This is a genomic window from Streptomyces bobili, from assembly GCF_002154575.1.
Taxonomy (GTDB): domain Bacteria; phylum Actinomycetota; class Actinomycetes; order Streptomycetales; family Streptomycetaceae; genus Streptomyces; species Streptomyces bobili.
In genome coordinates, this window is record NZ_MUBA01000048.1 from 1 (window position 1) to 4,187 (window position 4,187).

Below are 4,187 nucleotides of genomic sequence, written 5' to 3' on the forward strand. Positions count from 1 at the left end.
TCGCTGTACGGTGGCACGGTCCCGCTGGAGACGACCCTGTCCGGGGCGGCGTACCAGCTCAAGGACCCCACCCGCGGAAACACGTACACCGGCGACGCGGCCAACAGGACCGACCTGTGCATCTTCGGCATCTGCATCAGCCGGGCACCCTCGACCGTCNNACCTGGGACTACTACAAGAACGTCCACGGCCGTAACGGCATCGGAAACGACGGAAAAGGTTCCTACAACCGCGTCCACTACGGCAACAACTACAACAACGCCTTCTGGGACGACAGCTGCTTCTGCATGACCTACGGAGACGGTGACGGCACCCAGCTCGGCCCGCTGGTCTCGCTGGACGTGGCCGGGCACGAGATGAGCCACGGCGTGACCTCCAAGACCGCCAGGCTGACCTACTCGGGCGAGTCCGGCGGCCTCAACGAGGCGACCTCCGACATCTTCGGCAGCCTCGTGGAGTTCCACGCGGGCAACTCCTCCGACACCGGCGACTACCTCATCGGCGAGAAGATCGTCCGCTCCGGCTTCGGCCGCGATGCCCTGCGCTACATGGACAAGCCCTCCAAGGACGGCAACTCCGCCGACTACTGGAGCAGTTCGGTCGGCGGCCTCGACGTCCACTACTCCTCGGGCGTCGCCAACCACTTCGCGTTCCTCCTCGCGGAGGGCAGCGGCCCCCGGACCGTCGACGGCGTCGCCTACGACTCCCCGACCTCCGACGGCTCGACCCTGACGGGCATCGGCCGCGAGAAGCTCGGCAAGATCTGGTACCGCGCGCTGACCGTCTACATGACCTCCTCCACCAACTACGCGGGCGCCCGCACGGCCACCCTCAACGCGGCCCGCGACCTCTACGGCGCCGGCAGCGCGGAGCAGAACGCGGTGGCGGCGGCCTGGAGCGCGGTCAACGTCAACTGACCCCTGAAGGCCGCTGTCCTACGGCTCCACCACCTCGACCCGCACCGCGCACACCTTGAACTCCGGCATCCGGGAGGTGGGGTCCAGGGCCGGGTTCGTCAGGGTGTTGGCGCGGCCCTCGCCCGGCCAGTGGAACGGCATGAAAACGGTGTCGGGGCGGATGCCGGTGGTGATCCGGGCCGGCGCCACGGCCCGGCCCCGCCGGGACACCACGGCCAGCGGGTCGCCCTCGGCCGCGCCGAGCCGCGCCGCGAGGCGGGGGTGCAGCTCCACGAACGGGCCCGGCGCGGCGGCGTTCAGCTCGTCCACGCGCCGGGTCTGGGCGCCGGACTGGTACTGGGCCACGACCCGGCCGGTGGTGAGGAAGACCGGGTACTCCTCGTCCGGTTCCTCGGCGGCGGGCCGGTGCGAGACCGGCACGAACCGGGCCCGGCCGTCGTCCGTGGCGAACCGGTCGAGGAAGAGACGGGGCGTGCCGGGGTGGACGGGGCCGGGGAGTACGGCGCCGGGCTGCGCGGGGCCGGCCTCGTCGCGCGCGGGGTCCTCCGGGAACACGTCGAGACCGGCGTCCTCACCGTCGTCGTCCACGGCCGAAGCCGAAGCCGTGGGTGCCGTGGGTGCCGTGGGTGCCGTGGGTGTCGCCGGGGCGGCCGGGCAGGGCCAGAACACCCCGTTCTCCTCCACCAGCCGCCGGTAGGTGATCCCGGAGTAGTCCGCGGGCCCGCCCGCGCTCGCCCGCCGCAGCTCCTCGAAGATTTCTTCGGGATCGGTGGGGAAACCCTTCTCCACCCCGAGCCGCGCGGCCAGCTCGTGCATGACCTCCAGGTCGCTGCGCACCCCCGCGGGCGGAGTGATCGCCCGCTGCCGCAGCAGCACCCGCCCCTCCAGGCTGGTCATGGTCCCGGTCTCCTCCGCCCACTGCGTGACGGGCAGGACGACGTCGGCGAGAGCGGCCGTCTCCGACAGCACGACGTCACAGACGGCGAGGAAGTCGAGGGACTTGAGGCGCTCCTCGATGTGCGCGGCACGCGGCGCGGACACCACCGGGTTGGACGCCATCAGCAGCAGCGAGCGGATGTCGGTGCCCAGCGCGTCCAGCAGCTCGTAGGCGCTGCGCCCCGGTCCGGGCAGGCTGTCGGGGTCCACGCCCCACACCTCGGCCACGTGCCGGCGCGCCGCCGGGTCGTCCAGCTTGCGGTAGCCGGGCAACTGGTCGGCCTTCTGGCCGTGTTCGCGCCCGCCCTGCCCGTTGCCCTGCCCGGTGAGGCAGCCGTACCCGGAGAGCGGGCGCCCGGCCCGGCCGGTGGCCAGGCACAGGTTGATCCACGCGCCGACCGTGTCGGTGCCCTTGGACTGCTGCTCGGGACCGCGCGCGGTGAGCACCATCGCGGCCTCCGGCTCGCAGAACATGCGCACTGCCTCCCGCAGTTGTGGAACGGACACCCCCGTGATCCGCTCCACGTGCTCCGGCCAGTGGGCCATCGCCGCCGCCCGCGCCTCCTCCCAGCCGGACGTCCGCTCCCGTACGTACTCCTCGTCGACCCGTCCCTCGGCGACTACCAGGTGCAACAGTCCGAGCGCCAGGGCGAGATCGGTGCCGGGCCGCGGCATCAGGTGCAGGTCGGCCTGCTCGGCGGTCCTGGTGCGCCGCGGGTCGACGACGATCAACGTGCCGCCGTTCTCCCGCAGTTCGCTGAAGAAGCGCAGTGCGGGCGGCATGGTCTCCGCGAGGTTGGACCCGACGAGGATCACGCATCCGGTCTTCGGGATGTCCTCCAGCGGGAACGGCAGGCCGCGGTCGAGACCGAACGCCTTGATGCCGCCGGCCGCCGCGGACGACATGCAGAAGCGGCCGTTGTAGTCGATCTGCGAGGTGCCGAGGACCACCCGCGCGAACTTGCCGAGCGTGTACGCCTTCTCGTTGGTCAGCCCGCCCCCGCCGAAGACGCCGAGCGCGTCGGGCCCGTGCCCGGCCCGGATCGAACCCAGCTCGCCGGCGATCCGGTCGAGTGCCTCGTCCCAGGTCGCGGGCACGAGCGTGCCGCCGGAGCGCACCAACGGGGAGGTCAGCCGCACCCGTGACGAGAGCACCGCCGGCGCCGTGCGGCCCTTGCCGCACAGCGCGCCCCGGTTCACCGGGAAGTCCACGCGCTCGGTCACCTCGACGCCGCCCTCCGGCGTGGGCGACAGATTCATCCCGCACTGCAGGGCGCAGTACGGGCAGTGGGTGGGCGTCGAGGTGGTCTCCATGCGTTTCAGCGTGCTTCGGCCGTGTTACACGCCATGCGGCGTCCTGTTACGGCGATGTGCTGGTGCCCTCCCCCCGGACACCCGCCCGACGTGAGGGCGAGTCCCCCGCCGGTCCTACTCGCCCGCTTCCAGCGCCCGCGTCACCCCGGCCTCCTTCGGCCCGAGGAACCGGGGGTCCGGCTCGAACACCGCGTCCAGCGCCGCCTTGCCTGCCGCGAGGATCTCGCGCGTGCCGCCGTAGTACCAGGTCACGTCGTGCTTGGCGTCGACACCGACGCCGTACGAGTCGACGCCCGCCGCCTCGCACAGGGCGACCGCCCGCCGGATGTGGAAGCCCTGGCTGATGAGGACCGCCCGGTCGACGCCGAAGATCTTCTTGGCGCGCACGCAGGAGTCCCAGGTGTCGAAGCCCGCGTAGTCGCTGACGATCCGCGTGTCCGGGACCCCGTGTTCGGTCAGGTACGCGCGCATGGCGTCGGGCTCGTCGTAGTCCTCGCGGCTGTTGTCGCCGGTGACGAGCACCACCTTGACGCGCCCCTCCCGGTACAGCGTCGCCGCCGCGTCCAGCCGGTGCGCGAGGTACGGCGACGGCTCCCCGGCCCACAGGCCGGCGCCGAACACCACGGCGACGTCGGTGCGCGGCGCGTCGGCCGTCGTGCCCAGCCGGTCCGCGGTCGACACATGCAGCCAGGTGGCCGGAAGCAGCCCCAGCACACAGGCGGCCATCACGCCCTGCACCAGCCGCCGCCACCCCGTGCGGGTGCGCGGCAGCCGCGGCTGACGGATCTTCATACGGTGTCCTCCTGCTGCCCGCCGGACCGGCTGTTCCGGCTTCGACCAGGGAAGACGCAACGAACCGTGGTCCGGTTCGACGCTCCGCACGTCACCCCGGTCACACCCGCCCCACCCCGCGCCCCGCACCTCACATCCGGGCCACGCGCGCGGTGAACGCCCGGAAAACACTCGTGACGGTCGCGCAACGACGGTGCAACCTCGCGGCGCCACCATCGGTTCATGACG

General features: G+C 72.2%; 2 protein-coding genes and 1 pseudogene. 1 reads left to right on the forward strand and 2 read right to left on the reverse strand.

The genetic code is table 11. The features are described 5' to 3' along the window. Window positions 1–917, forward strand: a pseudogene (locus BZL64_RS04440) (M4 family metallopeptidase); the annotation flags it as partial. A gap of 18 nt (window positions 918–935) precedes the next feature. On the opposite strand, the gene BZL64_RS04445 reads toward BZL64_RS04440, so the two are convergent. Next, window positions 936–3,167 carry a molybdopterin oxidoreductase family protein gene (locus tag BZL64_RS04445; protein ID WP_086766363.1) on the reverse strand — a complete coding sequence of 744 codons (2,232 nt, stop codon included), beginning with the start codon at window positions 3,165–3,167 and terminating at the stop codon, window positions 936–938. A 114-nt stretch (window positions 3,168–3,281) separates the two neighbouring features. Beyond that, window positions 3,282–3,959, reverse strand: coding sequence for a SanA/YdcF family protein (locus tag BZL64_RS04450; RefSeq protein WP_086766365.1), 678 nt, complete (start codon window positions 3,957–3,959; stop codon window positions 3,282–3,284). Window positions 3,960–4,187: the final 228 nt, after the last annotated feature.

Coding starts and splice junctions, on each gene's coding strand:
- BZL64_RS04445 (WP_086766363.1), bottom strand. CDS start 3,167: ATGGAGACCACCTCGACGCCCACCCACTGCCCGTACTGCGCCCTGCAG.
- BZL64_RS04450 (WP_086766365.1), bottom strand. CDS start 3,959: ATGAAGATCCGTCAGCCGCGGCTGCCGCGCACCCGCACGGGGTGGCGG.